This window comes from Spongiibacter marinus (assembly GCF_016906995.1).
In the GTDB taxonomy this organism is placed as follows: Bacteria; Pseudomonadota; Gammaproteobacteria; order Pseudomonadales; family Spongiibacteraceae; genus Spongiibacter; species Spongiibacter marinus.
The window spans coordinates 40,396-58,633 of the sequence record NZ_JAFBBD010000003.1 but is presented as its reverse complement, the minus strand read 5'-3'; the positions used below and the strand labels follow the sequence as shown (position 1 = coordinate 58,633).

The 18,238-nt window shown below is 55.5% G+C and carries 14 protein-coding genes; 11 read left to right on the top strand and 3 right to left on the bottom strand.

Annotated features, from left to right (window positions below; translation table 11 throughout):
- Positions 1-19: 19 nt before the first annotated feature.
- From HNR64_RS04795 to HNR64_RS04785, 3 genes are all read left to right on the top strand, one after another.
- A complete protein-coding gene (locus HNR64_RS04795) occupies positions 20-1,030 on the top strand; it encodes a D-cysteine desulfhydrase family protein (protein ID WP_204995407.1) in 1,011 nt (336 codons plus the stop codon).
- Between the two features lie 72 nt (positions 1,031-1,102).
- A complete protein-coding gene (locus HNR64_RS04790; RefSeq protein ID WP_204995405.1) occupies positions 1,103-2,461 on the top strand; it encodes an alanine/glycine:cation symporter family protein in 1,359 nt (452 codons plus the stop codon).
- Positions 2,458-3,324 carry a CPBP family intramembrane glutamic endopeptidase gene (locus HNR64_RS04785; protein WP_204995404.1) on the top strand — a complete coding sequence of 289 codons (867 nt, stop codon included), beginning with the start codon at positions 2,458-2,460 and terminating at the stop codon, positions 3,322-3,324. The genes HNR64_RS04790 and HNR64_RS04785 overlap by 4 nt, the downstream gene beginning before the upstream one ends.
- Before the next feature lie 19 nt (positions 3,325-3,343).
- On the opposite strand, the gene HNR64_RS04780 is transcribed toward HNR64_RS04785, so the two are convergent.
- Positions 3,344-4,099: a lipoprotein intramolecular transacylase Lit gene (locus HNR64_RS04780; protein WP_204995403.1), complete on the bottom strand. Its 756-nt coding sequence runs from the start codon at positions 4,097-4,099 to the stop codon at positions 3,344-3,346.
- Positions 4,092-5,168, bottom strand: a complete 1,077-nt coding sequence (gene alr / locus HNR64_RS04775) for an alanine racemase (protein WP_204995402.1) — start codon at positions 5,166-5,168, stop codon at positions 4,092-4,094. Before alr ends, HNR64_RS04780 begins: the two co-directional genes overlap by 8 nt.
- On the opposite strand from alr, the gene HNR64_RS04770 reads away from it, so the two are divergent.
- The 4 genes from HNR64_RS04770 to thrH all read left to right on the top strand — a co-directional run bounded on the left by HNR64_RS04770 (position 5,163) and on the right by thrH (position 9,223).
- Entirely contained in the window at positions 5,163-6,539 is a 1,377-nt protein-coding gene (locus tag HNR64_RS04770; protein WP_204995400.1) for a trypsin-like serine peptidase, read from the top strand. The genes alr and HNR64_RS04770 overlap by 6 nt on opposite strands.
- A 64-nt stretch (positions 6,540-6,603) precedes the next feature.
- The gene (locus HNR64_RS04765; protein ID WP_027872528.1) at positions 6,604-7,515 is read left to right on the top strand and encodes a 5'-nucleotidase; all 912 of its coding nucleotides are present in this window, start codon (positions 6,604-6,606) and stop codon (positions 7,513-7,515) included.
- Between the two features lie 25 nt (positions 7,516-7,540).
- Complete coding sequence (gene cysB / locus HNR64_RS04760; protein ID WP_204995398.1) at positions 7,541-8,515, top strand: HTH-type transcriptional regulator CysB; 975 nt, start codon at positions 7,541-7,543, stop codon at positions 8,513-8,515.
- Positions 8,516-8,605: 90 nt separating this feature from the next.
- A complete protein-coding gene (gene thrH, locus HNR64_RS04755; protein ID WP_027872526.1) occupies positions 8,606-9,223 on the top strand; it encodes a bifunctional phosphoserine phosphatase/homoserine phosphotransferase ThrH in 618 nt (205 codons plus the stop codon).
- A gap of 6 nt (positions 9,224-9,229) precedes the next feature.
- Here the strand turns inward: thrH and pabB are convergent, their stop codons facing one another.
- Positions 9,230-10,564: an aminodeoxychorismate synthase component I gene (pabB, locus tag HNR64_RS04750; protein ID WP_204995397.1), complete on the bottom strand. Its 1,335-nt coding sequence runs from the start codon at positions 10,562-10,564 to the stop codon at positions 9,230-9,232.
- A 334-nt stretch (positions 10,565-10,898) separates the two neighbouring features.
- On the opposite strand from pabB, the gene HNR64_RS04745 reads away from it, so the two are divergent.
- From HNR64_RS04745 to scpA, 4 genes are all read left to right on the top strand, one after another.
- Positions 10,899-12,632 carry an acyl-CoA carboxylase subunit beta gene (locus HNR64_RS04745; protein ID WP_204995396.1) on the top strand — a complete coding sequence of 578 codons (1,734 nt, stop codon included), beginning with the start codon at positions 10,899-10,901 and terminating at the stop codon, positions 12,630-12,632.
- A gap of 52 nt (positions 12,633-12,684) precedes the next feature.
- Positions 12,685-15,525: an ATP-binding protein gene (locus tag HNR64_RS04740; RefSeq protein WP_204995395.1), complete on the top strand. Its 2,841-nt coding sequence runs from the start codon at positions 12,685-12,687 to the stop codon at positions 15,523-15,525.
- 76 nt (positions 15,526-15,601) lie between these two features.
- Positions 15,602-16,012, top strand: coding sequence for a methylmalonyl-CoA epimerase (gene mce, locus HNR64_RS04735; RefSeq protein WP_027872522.1), 411 nt, complete (start codon positions 15,602-15,604; stop codon positions 16,010-16,012).
- A gap of 66 nt (positions 16,013-16,078) precedes the next feature.
- Positions 16,079-18,238, top strand: coding sequence for a methylmalonyl-CoA mutase (scpA, locus tag HNR64_RS04730; protein ID WP_204995394.1), 2,160 nt, complete (start codon positions 16,079-16,081; stop codon positions 18,236-18,238).

Genomic DNA, 18,238 nt, shown 5'->3' with positions numbered 1-18,238 from the left:
GAGCGATTGCGGGTTTCACATGACTATCCCGACTCAGTTCACGCCCCCACGTCTGGGCCTAGCCAATCTACCAACACCGCTCCAGCTTCTGACACGCCTGCAGGAAGCTCGTCCTGGTCCGCGCATATGGGTGAAGCGCGACGACCTAACGGGCTGCGCACTGTCTGGCAATAAAATACGCAAGCTGGAATTCAGTTTGGCGCAGGCGTTGGAAGAGGGCTGTGACACCATCATTACCTGTGGTGGCTTACAGTCCAACCATTGTCGGGCCACCGCCTTGCTGTGCGCTCAGCTCGGTTTGAAGTGCCACCTGCTACTGCGCGGCGAGAAGCCCGAGCATGCCGATGGAAATTTACTGCTCGACCAATTAGCGGGCGCCCAGATTTCGGCTTATCCCGCCAAGCAATTTCAGGCTCAGCTGCCGCAGTTACTCGCGCAGTGGCAGCAGTACTACGCCGACAGAGGGCGGCGCGCGTTTATCATACCCACCGGAGCATCCGATGCGGTGGGGGTTTGGGGCTATTTCTCGGCGTGTGCCGAGTTAGCCGACGATTTTCGCCACCATGACATTCGTCCACGCCATATTATCTGCGCAACCGGATCCGGCGGCACCCAGGCTGGCTTGACCGCTGGAGCCCACTATTATCTGGCCGGTAGCCGCGTGTGGGGCGTGAATGTCTGCGACGATGAAGCGTGGTTCTTAAATAAAGTGGCCCAAGACCTGCATGATTGGCAGCACCGTTACGACTTAGACGTCGCATTGGACGACTTACAAGTGAGTGTTATCGATGGTTACGTTGGGCCGGGCTATGCGTTGGCCGACGAAAAGGTTTATGAAACCATCGCTGACCTTGCCGCGACCGAGGGCCTTATTCTGGACCCTGTGTACACAGGGAAGGCCTTTCATGCGTTGCTGGAAGAGCGCGACAACGGCCGCTTTGGTGACGACGGGGACATCGTCTTTGTGCATACCGGCGGCATTTTTGGCGTCTTCCCGCATCGGCAGCATTTTACTTCATTGGGTGGATGACTATTTGACCTGCTATTAGCGGGCCAGCTGCGACTATGCACCGCGACCCAATAACAACGATAAGGTAGCGCTATGGAAATAATTACATCGGTCATTGGCGGCCTCAATGGTCTGGTGTGGGGCTGGCCCATGCTTATTCTTATTCTCGGCACCGGGGCCTACCTGATGTTGGGGCTGGGCTTTATGCCACTGCGCAGAATCCCCCAGGCCTTTGGTCTGTTATTTCGCGGTCGCAAAGGCGAGCAGGACAGCGGCGATATCAGTCCCTTTCAGGCCTTAATGACCTCCTTATCAGCAACGATCGGCACCGGCAATATCGCCGGTGTTGCCACAGCGATCGCGCTCGGCGGTCCCGGTGCGCTGTTTTGGATGTGGTGCACAGCATTGGTGGGTATGGCAACCAAGTACGCCGAGGCGGTCTGTGCCGTGCACTATCGCGAACAAGACGAGCAGGGCAACTTCAGCGGCGGCCCGATGTATTACATAAAAAATGGTCTGGGGCCAAAGTGGCGTTGGCTGGCGGCAACCTTTGCATTTTTCGGTGTCTTTGCGGGCTTTGGCATTGGCAATACGGTTCAGGCTAACTCTGTGGCCGATGCGCTTCACGCCACGTTTTCTCTGCCGGTATGGGTAACCGGCGCGGTGCTGGCAACAGCGGTTGCGCTGGTGGTGTTGGGCGGGGTGAAGCGCATCGCCTCGGTTGCCGGCGTGCTAGTGCCCATCATGGCGGTGGCGTATATGGCGATGGGCCTCGTTATTATTGCGATGAATATTAGCGAAATTCCGGCACTGTTCTTACTGGTAGTCGATGCCGCCTTTAATGGCGCGGCGGCGGTTGGTGGATTTGCCGGCGCGAGTGTGGTGGCCGCGATACGCTTTGGTGTGGCGCGGGGAATATTTTCCAACGAGGCTGGCTTGGGCAGTGCGCCAATTGCCCACGCCGCCGCACGAACACACAACTCGGTGAACCAGGGCCTGATCGCCATGCTGGGCACCTTCATCGATACCATTTTGGTGTGCAGCATTACTGGCTTTGTCATTCTGTTGTCTGGGGCATGGCTGGGCGGCGAAAGTGGCGCGGCGCTGTCGGCGTTGGCCTTCGACAGCTTGATCGGCGGCGGTGACTTTATTGTGTCCGTGGGCTTGGCGGTCTTTGCGTTTACCACCATGCTGGGCTGGGCCTACTACGGCGAGCGCTGCGTGGTGTATTTTTTTGGCACTCACGCTATTTTTGCCTTCCGCCTGGCCTGGGTCGCGGCAATTCCCCTCGGCGCGATGGCGGAGCTCGATTTTATCTGGCTATTGGCCGATACCCTGAACGCGCTGATGGCGCTGCCGAACTTGCTGGCATTGCTACTGCTCAGTCCGGTGGTTTTTGCGTTGACGCGTGAGCGCCTGGGCAGCAATGGCTCAGCGGAAGCGCGCGAATGAGCGGTATAGGCGCTAGCTTATCTGGCGCATTGCAGCGCCTGAACCCACGGCGAATTCTCGTTCTTCTCGACGATATCGATGCCGACGCAGATAGTTACCGTTTATCGCGCCCGGCGGCGCTCAGGCGGGTTTTTGCGGTGCTGGCCTGTGTGTCCGTGAGTTTGCTACTCATCCACTACTTAAAGTTTTCCTCTAGCTTGCAAACCCTGCTCCAGTGGCTCAGTGAAGTGCAGGGGCGTACACCGAACTATTGGTGGTGGGAGCTGCGTCGCAGTGGCTATGGTGAGTTGCTATCCTACCTGTGGTGGACCACTTGGCATGTGGTTGGCTACGTGCTGCTGCCGTGGCTGATAATTCGCCGAGTAATGGGCGAGCGCATGCGCCATTTTGGCTGGGGCTGGGGGGACACCCATCGGCACTGGCAGGGCTATCTGCTGTTGCTCAGTCCAATTCTTGTGTTCATTTACCTGGCCAGTTTTCGGCCCGATTTTTTACAGCACTATCCCTTCTATAAACAGGCGGGTAGAAGCTGGTTTGACTTCATTAGTTGGGAGCTTCTGTACCTCACCCAGTTTATCTGCCTGGAGTTCTTCTTTCGCGGCTTTGTGCTGCAAGGCTTGCGTCCGGCCATCGGCGCGAATGCAATCTGGGTAATGTGTGTTCCCTATCTGATGATCCACTTTCCGAAGCTGTGGCCTGAAGCGGTGGGTGCCATCCTGTTTGGGTTGTTTCTGGGTATATTGGCGCTGCGCTCGCGATCTATCTGGGGCGGCTTTTTCGTTCATGCCGGTGTCGCGGTTGGTATGGATGTGGCCTCTTTACTGCGCCAGGGACGAATACCCGAGACGTTTTGGCCCTTTTAAATCCTGCCAACGCGACGACTTACTTCCCCGCATTTTTGCGCGAATAACGGTGCAATAGCGCCGTTATAGCGCAAAAGAGCGCAACGCCGAGCGCCGCAATGCTGCCGCCAATATAGGCAAATAACACTGGCGCTTGCATCATGGTCGACATCAGCGAGTCTTGGTAATAGAAAAACCATTGGTGCTCTGCCGGAAACACCCAAATATGCAGTTGGTAGAACACCGCTTCAAAGCCAAAAACGCCCAGCAGGCCAGCTATTAACACAGAGACGCCAAGTAATTTACCCAGTTGCTGAGTCAGAGGCGGGAAGGGCGCCTTGCGGCGTATTTTTGCCAATGTCCAAACGGCCCAGAGCATCGCGGTAAGGATAACGAGCAAGCGAGTTGCACCAATCAGATGCGCGACATCTTGGAGGTGGATAATTTCCGCCTCGTGCAACAGGGCGACAGCGCGGGTTCGCCCTGCGGCGCGATAGCTTATCTCCTTAAGGCCTTCACCATCGCTGTGCACGGCGCGAACAATCTCGGCAAAGAGCGTGATGCGCTGTGCTCGGTCAGTTGTTTCAAAGTCATCTTTAAAGCGATTTTGGGGGCCGTATTCCGCGATGGTTTCAGCGATGCCGATATGGTCGTGAAAAAAGCCGTAAAAGTAGTTGAGCTGCGCTGATAGCAGCCATGCAAGACCGGCGGCAAGCACCAAGGTTAATAGGGCGTAGAGGCCATTGCTTGCGCCGCTGCGCAGGCGGTGAACGTTGCCAGCGGTGCGTTTAGTCATAGTAGCGCTCAACCCGTGATGACACCTGAGTGAACAGCTCATAGCTGATGGTGCCGCAGCGCTCGGCGACCTCCGCGGCACTCACGCCCTGGCCCCAAAGGGTGACCTCGTCGCCAACCTTAACGTGCTCGACGTCAGTGACGTCGGCGGTGAGTAAGTCCATGGAAACACGCCCGGCCAACGAGGCGCGCTGACCATTCACCATTAGCGGTGTACCGTCAGTGGCGTGGCGCGGGTAGCCATCGGCATAGCCAGCACCAATAGTGGCGATGAGGCGTTGTTCCCTGGCCTGCCAACGCCGCCCGTAACCGACGCCGTCGCCCGGGTGAACGGTTTTAAGCGCGATAATCCGGCTCTTGAAGTGCATCACCGGGCGCAGCGCGTTATCGCCCGTTAATGTCCCCGTGGGGTCGTCGCCGTAGAGCATAATGCCTGGCCGCTGCCACTGTGCATGGGTGTGCGGGTGGGCAATAATCGCGGCGGAATTAGCCAGGCTTAAAGGGAATTTGCCCAGTGCTCGACTGCTGCTGAACAGACGCTCAGCCTGTTCTTCGGTGACTTCCGCCCGAGGTGTATCGGCATCACTAAAGTGGCTCATATGAATCACTTCTTTCACATTTTTGCTACCGACGAGAAGCTGCTGCGCGGCCACAAAATCCTCATGGGTCATGCCCAAACGGTTCATGCCGACATTCCGCTTAAGCCAAATTGACAGGGGGGTAGTTAAGCGAGCGCCGGAAAGCCGTTGTGCATCCTCAAGGCGATGAATAACCAAGTCCAGGCGCGCCTCGGCGCAGTGTTTAAGCGTGTTGTCATCAACCAAGGTGCCGAGCAGAAGCAAACGTTTGGACGGCGCGTGTTCGCGCAGTGCCAGTGCTTCACACAGGCGCGCCAAGCCAAAGCCCTGAGCGCGTTCACCCAGGGTGTCGGCAACCCAATTCGCGCCGTGACCGTAGCCATTGGCCTTGAGCATGGCTAAGATAGCGCCGCCCGGCGCTAACTGTTTCACAACAGCGAGATTGTGGCGCAGTGCCGCTGCATCAAATTCCAACCAGGTTGTATTATGCAAGATATGTTGCCGCTCCGAAGCCTGTTGAGAGATTACCGCTGTCGCGTCCCGCGTAATTCTACCGCCCTCTGGTTTACCCTGACAGTGTTTCTGCTCGGTGTTTCTCCGGCGTGGTCCGACAATCAATGCCCGCCGCGCTATTCACCTGCAGACGCCGACGATGCGCTTTATATCAGTGTGTCGGCTTGGCAGGCGATGCAGGCACAACGTCGCCTTATCGAGCGCTGCCCGACTCTGGCGGCAGATTTTGCATGGGCGATTTTTTTCAGCGGGCCCGCAACGCAACAGGCCGTTGCTGAGTCTGCGAATTATGCTGCGCTGGCGACCTCGGTGGAGGCCCGCGATCAACTGCGTCTCATAAGAGTCGCCCATGTTTTGTTCGGGGCGTCGCAAGATTTCAGCGTGTCGGCTGCGGTGCGCCGCCTGCGCCGGGAATTCCATCGACAGCCGATGATTTATCGGGATAAAGCCCTGGCGCTAAGCAATCGACTTGCTGAGTTTCTGCCAAGGGTGTCCATTGACGGTCGCCGCGGCCTCGCGTTGCCTGTGCATCCGGGCTATTACCTGCTAGCGGGGGAGCAGGGCAGACCTGAACTGGTGTTTAGCGCCGCAACGCCGCAACGCGAGCAGAGCAGTGGTGCGGTGTTTTTTATTAACGCGCAGGCCCGAAGAGTCCGTGTTTGGCCACAGGCTGGCGTCCAGCAATGGCAAGTGGGGCGCTTATACAGCCAGTACCGCAAGGGGGACGCCTGGTGTACTGCCACGGCATTAACACGGCGCTGGCTGATAACGGCAGCGCACTGTTTGTTTGAACCGCGCTCGCCTGCACGCAGAGCGCATTCGGTGGTGTTCTACCCGGCGCGCGATGGCGCGCAAAACCCGGGAATCCCGGCGGTGGCGGCGTGGACATTGGACCACAAGCATGCACAATTGCTTGCTGGCGACCTCGCTGCCTATGCAGGTAGTGACGTAGCACTCGTACAGCTTGCCTTGCCGATTACTGGGCGCTTTATCGGCGCGCCATTGGCAGCGCTGTCTGCAAATGATGCCACCATAGAGATAGTTTCCTACCCAAGCGCGTCGTTCTCTGGCGGTTTGTGGTTGAGTCGCTGTCAGACGAGTCCGCGCAGTGAGGTAGGTGGTGACCTTGCTCTTGTCGGGCTCGACTGCTTGAATCAGCCGGGCCAAAGTGGCGCCATGCTGCGCGAGGGAATGAAAGCGGTTGGGGTATTGTCGGCGAATGTCAGTAGCGAGGGCATCGCCGCCACATCGATAGCGGCTGTATTTTCCCAGGCATTAATCGACGATATCGCCTTGATTCGTCAGGGCAGCAAGCCGCGCTCGATGAACTGGCAGCGTTTGCAATTCTAGCTTCGGCTCTTGTCTGCACTTCGCCATCTTGTATAGTGGAGGCGCTACGTATTGAGGGACATTCATGCCCAAGGGATTTGAAGACAAGTTAGTCGTTGCGATTTCATCACGGGCGCTGTTTAACTTGGATGACAGTCATCAGGTGTTTGAAACGCAGGGGCTGGACGCGTATCAACAATATCAAATCGATCGCGAAGATGAGGTGCTCGATAAAGGCGAGGCCTTCAATATTGTTGAGCGCTTACTCAAACTTAACGACTTGCTGAAAGAACCGCGCGTTGAGGTTATTTTATTGTCTCGCAATTCCGCGGATACCGGCCTGCGGATATTTAACTCTATCGAGCACTACGGTTTGAACATACGCCGTGCCGCCTTTAGTGGTGGGGCGAGTCCCTACAATTACGTGTCGGCGTTTGGCTGCCACCTGTTTTTATCCACCCATGCCGAAGACGTGCGTCGAGCACTTGAAAACGGCGTTGCTGCAGCGACCTTGTTACCACGCAGTAAAAAGTCTGAGCAGTCAACGCAGCGCGAACTGCGTTTTGCTTTCGACGGTGATGCCGTGCTGTTTTCCGATGAGGCAGAACAGATATACAAACAGCAGGGGCTGGAGGCCTTTACAGCCAGTGAAGTGGAGGCGGCGGACCGCCCGCTGAGTGGCGGCCCCTTTAAACCCTTCCTGTCAGCACTAAATACCTTACAGCGAGAATTCCCATCGGACGCGCCGCCAATTCGAACTGCCTTGGTGACCGCCCGGTCTGCACCGGCGCACAAGCGCGTGATACGTACACTGCGCGAATGGAATATCCGGATCGATGAGTCACTATTTTTGGGTGGCCTTGAAAAGGGCGAGTTCTTGAAAGCCTATGGTGCGGATGTATTTTTCGACGATCAGCAAAGTCACTGTGAATCAGCCAGTGAACATGTGCCAGCCGGGCATGTCCCGCACGGTATTGCTAACGCCCCACAGGCTTAGCCGTTGTATTTGGAGACAATAATCAATGAAACTTCAGCAGTTACGCTACATCTGGGAAGTGGCCCATCACGAGATGAACGTATCCGCAACGGCGCAGAGCTTGTTTACCTCCCAACCAGGGATCAGTAAGCAAATTCGCATGCTAGAGGATGAGCTGGGCGTGGAAATCTTCGCGCGCAATGGCAAACATCTGACACGGGTAACGCCGGCGGGCGAGGCAATATTAAAAGAAGCCGGAGAAATACTGCACAAGGCTGAGGGCATCAAAAGCATTGCTCAGGAGTTTAAAAACCCGAGCAAAGGCAGCCTGTCTATCGCCACCACGCACACGCAGGCGCGCTACGCATTGCCGCCGGTGATCAAAACCTTTATCGAGCGCTATCCCGATGTGTCCCTGCACATGCACCAGGGAACGCCCATGCAAATATCGGAGCTGGCGGCGAATTTCGGTGTGGACTTCGCCATCGCCACTGAGGCTCTGGAGCTGTTTAGCGACCTGATAATGATGCCTTGCTATCGCTGGAACCGGGCGATACTGGTGCCGCGAGATCATCCTTTAGCCAGCGTCTCCAAGCTATCTGTGGAGGATGTTGCTGCCCATCCTATCGTCACTTACGTATTTGGTTTCACGGGACGCTCAAAATTAGACGATGCGTTTTTACAGCGCGGCTTGGAGCCTAAAGTCGTGTTCACAGCCACCGATGCCGACGTTATCAAAACCTATGTCAGACTTGGCCTGGGCATAGGTATTGTCGCGCAAATGGCTTACGACCCCGAGGTTGATAGCGACTTGGTTGCCCTCGATGCCAGCCACCTTTTTGAAGCCAGCGTTACCAAAGTGGGCTTTCGCCGCGGCACGTATATGCGCAAATTTATGTACGACTTTGTCGAATTATTTGCTCCGCATCTGACGCCGGAGCTCGTTGACCAGGCCTACCAATGCCATAGCAAAGCCGACCTGGAAGCGCTGTTTGCGCCTATCGAGTTGCCCACCCTTTAGCGAGATCGCTCCGGTGTTGACCTGAGGCGTTGCTTTTAGCGGGGCAAGCCGTTAGATTGACCGCCTTTTTTACTTGAGGAGACTTTCGCCGTGGAAATCGCATGCCTGGACCTGGAAGGTGTACTGATTCCGGAAATCTGGATCGACTTCGCCGAACGCACGGGTATTGAGGCGCTAAAAGCGACGACCCGCGATATTCCCGACTACGATGTGCTGATGCAGCAACGTCTTCGTTTACTGGACGAAAACGGCCTTGGTCTGCCCGATATTCAAGCGGTGATTGCCGATATGCGGCCGATGGAAGGCGCGCGCGAGTTTTTGGATTGGCTGCGGGCACGCTTTCAGGTGGTGATCCTCTCCGACACCTTTTACGAGTTTGCTGCGCCATTGATGGCCCAGCTCGGCTGGCCAACCCTGCTGTGTCACAAGCTGGAAACCGACAATGTCGGAAAGGTGGTCGACTATAAAATTCGCCAAGTAAACCCTAAACGCCAGTCGGTATTGGCGCTGAAAACCCTGTATTACCGCATTATTGCCGCTGGTGATTCATACAATGACACCACCATGCTCGCGGAAGCAGACGCCGGTATTTTGTTCAAAGCACCGAGCAATGTGATCGAAGAGTTCCCGCAATTTCCAGCGGTGCACGACTATGAAGCGCTGAAGTTGGAGTTTTTGAAGGCCTCTAACCGCAACCTGAGCTTGTAACGAGCGCTACTCGGGCTCGGCAAGCACCGCCATGAGCTTGCCGAGCTTCTCTTCCGTTTCGACAAATTCCATCTTTGCCTCAGAATCGGCAACAATGCCGCCGCCGGCCCAGCCGCGAATCTGCCCGTTGTGGCAAACAAAGCTTCGAATGGTAATCGAGCTGTCCAGCCGCCCACTTGCCGACAAATAGAACACGCTTCCGCAGTACAGTGATCGTCGGTTTGGTTCAAGCTCGGCGATAATCTCCATCGCCCGTCGTTTTGGCGCGCCGGTGATGGAGCCGCCCGGAAAGCAATCCAATAGCGCCTGAAGCGCGGTGATCTCGGGGTTTAGCGTACTGCGAATGGTGCTTACCAAGTGATGAACCGTGTTAAAGCTTTGCAGCTCAAGCAAACGCTCGACCTGCACACTGCCCGCTGTGCTGTTTTTACCCAGGTCATTGCGTAGCAGGTCGACGATCATCACATTTTCCGCGCGATTTTTTTCACTGGCCTCCAGGGCCTCGGCATTCGCCTTGTCCGTTACCGGGTCAGGGGATCGTGGCGCGGTACCTTTGATGGGCTGGGTCAGCATGCTGCCCTTATCGATTTCAATAAAACGCTCGGGGGAAAGGGATAACAGCTGGCATTCCCCTAAATCGAGATAGGCGGAAAAGGGCGCTGCGGCGACCTTTCTCATGCGTTTATACGCCTGCCACGGGGAGCCTGAGTAGGGCGCGCTAAACTGGCGAGTGAGATTGATCTGGTAGCAATCACCGTCGAGGATATAGCGCTGAATCGCCTCGAAGCAGCGAGCGTAGTCCGGCCAGTCCAGATGGCTATGAAATGGCGCAGTTAGCATAAATGTGGCATCGTTGACGGCGTGCTCGAGGGCCGATGACGACAGCTGGCGCGCTATCTTGCTTTGGCAGTCAGGCTGTAACACCAGCTCTGCGCACTGCGTGTGGTGGTCAACAATAATTGCCCAGTCGTAAATGCCAACGTGCAGCAGCGGCAGTTCAGCAGAGGGGGAGAGGTTCATATCCCTGGCCTCACCAAGCTCATAGTTGATACAGCCAATCGCCCCGCCGCAGAAGGGCAAATCGTCGGCGCTGTGCATGCCGGCAACGGCTTGCTTTATAGCGGCCTCCGCCTGTGAAAGCAATATACCGATAGTCGTGTTATCACGTGGCGCAATGCTGATTATAGTGGTGGGATCGGCACTAATGATGCTGTAACGGCCGCGGTCGCTGTGGGGCTTTCCCGAATCGATAAACACTGGATTCGGCGCCGACGCCACAGCCTCGAAGTAGCGGCTGCTGTCTGCAAAATAGGCTAAAGGACGGCGTTGGAGGTTGGGCATTGCTGCGGCGATAGTGCTCTTGAAAGCGGGTTGGCAAAGACTGATTGTACGTGCTAGGCCTATGAAAAATCTAGCATTTTGTCATCGATAGTGATCGGTATGGTCACCCATATCAGATTGACAGCGCCACCGCCCTAAAGTAATGTTAGCCGCCGCTTTGAGAATCAAATAAGCCGTCGTTGGAATGACACCTAGAACGGCACGTTCTCAATCATCCGTCGCTCACATGCCAGTTGGCAGGAATCTAGGCAGCCTGAAATTCAGTGGCTGTGGATTACTTCAGCCTGTATGCGGGTGCGGAAACAAAACAATATTGCATCTGGGACTGACAGGCATGAGTAAAAAAGAGCAATTGACTCCCTCGCTGAATAATCCATTCGCGCAGAAATCCGAGCTGGAATTCACTGTGCCCGGTCAAATTGACTACGATCCGGGCCTCTATGAAGCTGCGCTTCAAGCAGGTTACGACTTGCAGCAGCGCCCAATGAAGGCTGCGGGAATAAAAGGCGTTCAAAAGCAACACGAAAAGAAACGCATGACTATCTGGGAACGTATCCAGGTGCTTGCGGACGATGGCAGTGAGCCAAAGGTGCTCTACCAAAACTGGGGTAAAAACCTCGATGGAGCCTCACTGGTAACAGCCATTGTTAAGGTTAACGGTCGCGATGTGGCGATGTACGGCCACGACTTCACCGTTCGCGCGGGTTCCATGGATGCCACCAACGGCACCAAGCTGGCCAATCTTTTCCAGCTTGCCGGTAAACTGGGTATTCCCCTGGTCGGCATGAACGACTCTGCGGGGGCGTACATTCCCGCGGGTGTCGGCGGCCTTGACGGTTATGCCGAGGCCTTTACGGCACTGCGTAAGATCAACGGTGTGGTGCCGTCGATTATGTGCATGTTCGGCTATAACGCCGGTGGCGGTGCTTATCTGCCGCGTCAGGGCTCATTTGTTATTCAGCCCAACGACACCTTCTTTGGCCTGACTGGCCCAGGTGTTGTTAAGTCGGTACTGGGTGAAGACGTAACCGCCGATGAACTCGGTGGCCCCAGTGTTCACAGCCAGTCTGGCGTTACAGACTTTGTTGTGCCCGATGAAGTTGCAGCGCTGCGCAAAGTTAAAGAGCTGCTGAACTACCTGCCAGACAACGCATCGTCGAAGCCTCCCTTCCAGCCGACGTCTGACCCACTGAATCGCAAAACCTGGGATATCGACCTGCTGCTGAAGAAGGCCTTTAACAGCCCAACCGGTTTCAACACGCCCTTTGATATCAGCATTATCATTCAACAGATGTGCGATCACGGCGACTATTTTGAAATTCAGCCAGAGCGCGCTCGTAACACCATTTGTGCGCTTGGCCGTATCGGCGGGAATGTTGTGGGCTTTGTCGCCAACAACTCAGCCGTGTCATCGGGCCAGATCGATATAGACGCCGCCTACAAAAACGCGCGTTTCATCCGCTTCTGTAATGTCTACAACATTCCGGTGATCTTTATGGAAGACACCACCGGCTTCCTGCCCGGTCGCGACCAGGAAACGGGTGGTATTGTTCAAGCCGGACGCGCCATGCTCGACGCGATTATCGACCTGCGCACACCGCGCTTCCTGATGATTGTGCGCAACGCCTTCGGCGGCGCATACGCCTCCTTCAACAACTATCCAACGGGTGCGGATTTCGTCTGCGCGTTGCCAACCACTCGCCTGGCCGTAATGGGGCCTGCAGGGGTTGAGTACGTGTATAAGGATGAAGTGCGCAAAATCCGTGGTTCAATCAAGTCTCGCATCGCCGAGGCAACCCAGCAGAATATTGCTGCTGGCATGGCCGAAGGCGAGGCGCGCAGCCAGGCTGAAGCGGCAGTTGCCGAGTGGCAAAAGCAAGAAGAAGCGCTGTTAACCCAACGCTACGAAAAAGAACTGATGAACCCCAATGAAGCACTGAGCCTGGGATCGATTTCCCAGATCGTCATGCCTGCGGACCTGCGAAAAGTCCTGGGCGAGCAATTGGAGCTGCACTTGAAAGCGTACACGCCTGAGCCGATGTCCGGTCCTCAGCGCGAGTTCCACTAAGCAGCCTTGCTCGACAACAACTACTAGACGATTCGCTTAAGAGGTTATCAACGTGCAGACAAGCAATAATTACTACCTGAACAACCCGCTGATCCACAAAGACCGTCAGCTGGCTAAATCTAACTCAGAATGGGTGAGAAGTTTTTCTTGTAAAGACTTGAAACCATTGATTATTTGTCGCGGCCCCATCCGTAAAGAAGCGATGGATGTTTTCGACGAAATGGGCATTAACGGCTACGGCATTTTGCTGTCCGAGAAAGACTCGATCACCTATACCAATGCCCTGGCGCCAGAACTGCGCACACTGACCGACCCCGATCGTGTGCACCGTGTGCCGGATTACACCGGTGCCACCAAAGAAGAACGCAACAAGCGCATCCAGCAGATCATTCGCATTGCCCACGATAATGGCTACAACGCCATCTTCGCGGGCTATGGCTTTATGTCGGAAGATGCCGACATGGTCGAAGCGATGGAGAAGGCCGGCCTGAACTTCATTGGCCCTTGTTCATTCACGCAGAAATCGGCGGGTATGAAGGACCAGGCTAAGCGCACCGCGCTGGAGACTGGTGTATCGGTTACGCCGGGTGTGAATAACGCCACTAGCCTGGCGCTGTTTGCCAAATACGGCAAAGATGGCCTCGAAGCCTGCGCAAAAGACAATAACCTCAATGTCGACTTCGCTAGCTGCAAAGACGATGAAGAAAAAGCCCTGGCGTTGCTCGCGGCGTCCTATGAAGCGGGTATCGATATTATCGATGCCGCCGACGTCGGCGCAGCCCTGCAGGTTGAAGCCAAGCGCATGTTGGCTGAAAAGCCCAACAACCGCTTCCGCCTGAAAGCCATTGCCGGTGGCGGTGGTAAAGGTCAGCGTATACTGCAATCGGCCAATTCTTACGAAGGCGCCAGCCTCGAAGAAAAGGTTGAAAAAGCGGCTGAAAATGTCCCCTCATTGGTGCTCGAGTGCTTGATCGAGCTGAAAACCAACGGTGTTGGCGACAACAAAAACGTATTGATTGAAATGAACATCGATACCACTCGCCACCAGGAAATCCAGGTGGTGGGTAACGGTGAGTGGTGCATGACGATGGGTGGTCGCGACTGCTCATTGCAGATGCACGAGCAAAAGCTACTCGAGGTGTCGGTGACCGAGGAGGAGCTGGTTGCCGCCATCGCCGTCGCTGAAGCCGAGGGCAAAGAGGGCGAGCTGGCTCAATTGAAGAAAGATCTGGTCATTCTTCAAAAAATGGAAGAAGAGGGCGCCATCTTCGGCCAAGCGGTAAAACTCGACTCTGTCGGCACCTTTGAGTGTATCGTCGACGGTGAAGCGCACTATTTCATGGAGATGAATACGCGTATTCAGGTTGAGCACCGTGTTACTGAGCTGTGCTACAAGCTTAAGTTCACCAACCCGGATGACCCCAGCGACTTCTTTATTGTTGAAAGCTTGGTCGAAGTGATGGCGCTGTTGGCCCGTCACGGTAAGCGCCTGCCCAAGCCAGAGCGCATTGTGCGTGAAAAAACCTCGGTGGAAGCGCGTATGAACGCGACCAACCAAGCGCTTCAACCCCACGCGGGCGGCATTATCGAAAACTGGTCCAACGCGATTCCCGGTGAGATTCGCGATGACCAGGGTATTTCCACCCACAACCCGGATACCGACGTGTTTATGAAGTACCACCTCGCTGGTGCGTACGACTCAAACATTGCACTGCTGCTCACCACCGGTGAAACCCGGATGGACAGCTACCAGCGCCTGGCGGAGATTCTGCGTCGCACTGAGCTGCGCGGCAAGGATCTGGCAACCAACCTGGAGTTCCACTACGGCTTGGTGCATTGGTTTATCGGCAACGGCATCAATGCTCGCCCAAGCACCCGGTTCATCGTGCCGTATCTGACCTTGGTTGGTTTGCTCAAGGAGCAAGCGAATCAGCTCGACCTGGATTACGCCTACGGTGAAATTCGCCAGCGTTATCTGGACGAGAACAGCGATCAGGCCGCGGAGTGGGCGGCTGTGCTCGATGCCAAAAAGCTGCTGTTTACACGCCCGCTGGAGCGCCTGTTCGCAGAGCCTCACTACATGTCGGGCTGGCTGAGCATCAACAAGAAAGCGCTGCAAATGACCGACAACGGCGTGCAGTGGCTGGAAAACCCAATTCTTCTGCTCGATCGTCTGTATCACTACTTGAACATGGATTATGAAACGGGCAAGCCCGCGCGTTACATGATCTGGGATCACGATGCAGAGATCCTCAGTGACGCTGTTAGCTTCTACAAGGCCTTGGAAGAGAAGTTGGCGACACAGGACTTCACCGCCATTGAGCAAGCTATCGCGGGTGATGCGCCACAGGGTATTAGCAGCGAAGAATGGGCATCAGTACGCAGCGCTCACGCCGGTTACATGGCGGGAACGGAGCTATTGGCCATTCTTGCGCACATTGCCTCAACCACTGGGTTCTTTGACTTGGCGGTACAGCCGGACTTGAGCATTGATATTCCCGAGCGTCTCACCGATGACGCACTGCAAAAGCGCATGGCGAAGGTGCTGGTACCACCGCCGGTGGCCAAGTCAGACGAAATCCTCGCTGCCAGCGGCGGCATGTTCTACCCGCGCGAAGCGCCGGGTATGGACGTATTCGTCAACGAAGGTGATCACTTCGAAGCCGGCGACACGCTCTACATTGTTGAAGTAATGAAAATGTTCAACAAAGTCGTTGCACCGTTCTCGGGTACCATCGAGAAGGTGTTGATCGACGGCGATGGTGTGATTATTAAGAAGGGGCAACCCCTGTTCAAAGTGAACCCCGACGAGAAGATCGAAGTGGTAACCCCTGAGCAGATTGCCGCCGAGCGTCGCGCTGCGACCGATGGTTTTCTTAAACACATTGCTTAAGCTCGTCTAATCGACGGCGACCGGTGTGGGGCAGCTAAGTCCCGCGTCGGTTTGCCCTGACGTATTCGGAGTATTTATGATCACTGCACTAGACCATATCGCCATCGCTGTGCCGGATTTGGAAAAGGCCATCAAACGTTTCATGGAAGACTTTGGTTTGCCTTTTGAAGGCACTGAAGATGTTGAAAGCGCGAAGACCTCGACGGCGTTTTTCCCGCTTCCCCCGACCAGTATTGAGCTCGTTCACCCGCTTAATGGTGAAGGCCCTATCGCCAAGTACCTGGAGAAAAAGCCAGGCGGCATCCATCACCTGTGCTTTCGCAGTGATGACATCGAGGCCGATGTCGCGCGTTTGAAAGAGAAGGGCTACCAGTTTTTGTCAGATGCGCCGTCACCCGGTGCGCATGGCTGCCAAGTTATCTTTATCCACCCCAAGTCTTGCGACGGCGTCCTGATTGAAATCAATCAGCCCGCTGCCGACCACTAATCAATCCTAGTCGCCATAGCTACTCACAGAAGCGGCGTGGCACTGACACACGACAGGTACTCGTATATGGCCGATTACAAAGCCCCAGAGATTTCGTTGGACGAATGGCAGAACATTGCCAATAAATCGCTTGAACGCAGCAACAAGTCATTGGATGACTTGGTTTGGAATACCCCAGAGGGTATTGATGTAAAACCGCTGTACACTGCAGAAGATACTGCTGATCTGCCGTATACCAATACCTTCCCAGGCGTTGAGCCCTTTATCCGCGGGCCGCAGCCAACCATGTATGCCGGCCGTCCCTGGACAATACGTCAGTATGCGGGCTTTTCAACGGCTGAAGAATCTAACGCTTTCTATCGCAAAGCACTGGCAGCCGGCGGTCAGGGCGTATCGGTCGCCTTTGACCTGGCTACCCACCGCGGTTACGACTCGGATCACCCCCGTGTGACCGGCGACGTCGGTAAAGCCGGTGTTGCAATCGATTCTGTCGAAGACATGAAAGTGCTGTTCGACGGTATTCCACTGGACAAAGTCTCTGTATCGATGACGATGAACGGCGCGGTACTACCCGTGCTGGCGGGCTACATTGTGGCGGCCGAAGAGCAGGGCGTTGGTCAGGATATGTTGTCAGGCACCATTCAGAACGACATTCTGAAAGAGTTCATGGTGCGCAACACCTATATTTACCCGCCCGCGCCCTCAATGAAGATCATCGGCGATATTATTGCCTATGCTTCGGAAAACATGCCGAAGTTTAATACCATCTCCATTTCTGGCTACCATATCCAGGAAGCCGGTGCTGATGCCGCGCTGGAGCTGGCCTATACCCTGGCAGATGGTAAAGAGTACATCCGCACCGCGATCGCCGCTGGCCTGGACATCGATAAGTTTGCCGGCCGCCTGTCCTTCTTCTGGGGCATTGGCATGAATTTCTACATGGAAATTGCCAAAATGCGTGCCGCGCGTCTGCTGTGGGCAGAAATCGTCTCTGAATTTGAGCCGAAGAACCCGCGCTCTAAGATGCTCAGAACGCACAGCCAGACCTCGGGCTGGTCGCTCACCGAGCAGGATCCGTACAACAACATCGTTCGCACCACGATCGAAGCGATGGCGGCAGTATTTGGTGGCACACAATCGTTGCACACCAATGCACTGGATGAAGCGATCGCCTTGCCGACGCAATTCTCATCACGCATCGCGCGCAATACTCAGCTGATCATTCAGGAAGAAACTGGCATCACCAAGGTGGCCGATCCCTGGGGCGGCTCGTACATGATGGAGTCGCTGACCAAAGATATCGCCGACCGCGCTCGCCAACTGATTGCAGAAGTTGAAGAAAAGGGCGGTATGGCCAAGGCCATTGAAACCGGCATGCCGAAGCTGCGTATCGAAGAGTCGGCGGCGAAGAAACAGGCGCGTATTGACCGCGGTGAAGACGTGATTGTCGGGGTGAACAAGTACACCTTGTCTGAAGAAGACGATGTTGAGGTACTGGACATCGACAATGAAAAAGTGCGCCAATCGCAGGTCGATGCACTGGCTCGTATTCGCGCTGAGCGCGATGAAAAAGCCGTCGAAGATGCGCTGGAAGCCATCTATCAATGTGCTTGCAGCGGCGAAGGCAACCTGCTGGATCTGGCCGTGAAGGCAACGCGTCTGCGTGCAACAGTTGGGGAGATCAGCTTTGCTATGGAACGTGAATTCGGTCGCTTTAATGCTCAGGCGCAAACGGTTTCAGGTGTCTACGGTAGTGCCTATCAGGACGACGAGAACTGGCAGGGTATCAGCAGCGACATCGAGCAGTTTGTTGAAAAACACGGTCGTCGCCCACGTATGCTTGTCTGCAAAATGGGTCAGGATGGTCACGACCGCGGCGCGAAAGTGATCGCCACGGCCTTTGCTGATGTCGGGTTTGATATCGACCTGTCGCCGATGTTCTCAACACCCGAAGAAGTAGCTAAGCAGGCCGTCGAGAACGACGTGCACGTGGTCGGCGTTTCTTCCCAGGCTGCTGGCCACAAAACGCTGGTTCCCCAGTTAATTGAGGAGCTGAAAAAGGCGGGCGCCGATGACATTATTGTTGTCGCCGGTGGCGTCATTCCCCGTCCTGACTACGACTTCCTGTATAACGCTGGCGTAAAAGGTATTTTTGGTCCCGGTACCAAGATTCCCTTGGCGGCACGTGATGTACTCGATGCGATCAATGAGGCCTACAAAGGCTAA